Genomic DNA, 420 nt, shown 5'->3' on the forward strand with positions numbered 1-420 from the left:
AGACAACTGAACCACGCCTGCACTTATCGTGTTTGCCGTACGTAATAACAGTTTTTTTATTGTTAAAAACGCACTGTTGTCTTGACCTTCGGCTACTTGCGCATCGGTTGCTATTTTCGCTATTCCTGGTACATGCTCCGTTGCATTTACAGCACCGATAAGTTCAACCGTGATGGTGTCAATTTCAGAGCCAGATAGAGTTAAATCAAACACTTCAGTGATAATGGTATCCGCTCTTTTTATTGAGATGATGTTCCCCTCTCGACTGTCTACCGCAAATAAAGTACCGTCCTCCAAGAAGTAGCCAATTTCACGCGCTTCGTATTCAATCTCCCCATCAAACAACACCTCAAAGTGCAGTTGACCTAGTGCAGGTATTGAGCCTTGCGTGATTGGACGACGCACGATCTCATCGCGCAA

1 pseudogene is annotated in these 420 nt (G+C 44.8%); it reads right to left on the minus strand.

The features are described from left to right. Positions 1 to 405, minus strand: a pseudogene (locus PVK71_RS20395) (hypothetical protein); the annotation flags it as partial. Between the last annotated feature and the right edge of the window lie 15 nt (positions 406 to 420).

This window comes from Aliivibrio sp. S4MY1, from assembly GCF_028765545.1.
Classification (GTDB): Bacteria; Pseudomonadota; Gammaproteobacteria; order Enterobacterales; family Vibrionaceae; genus Aliivibrio.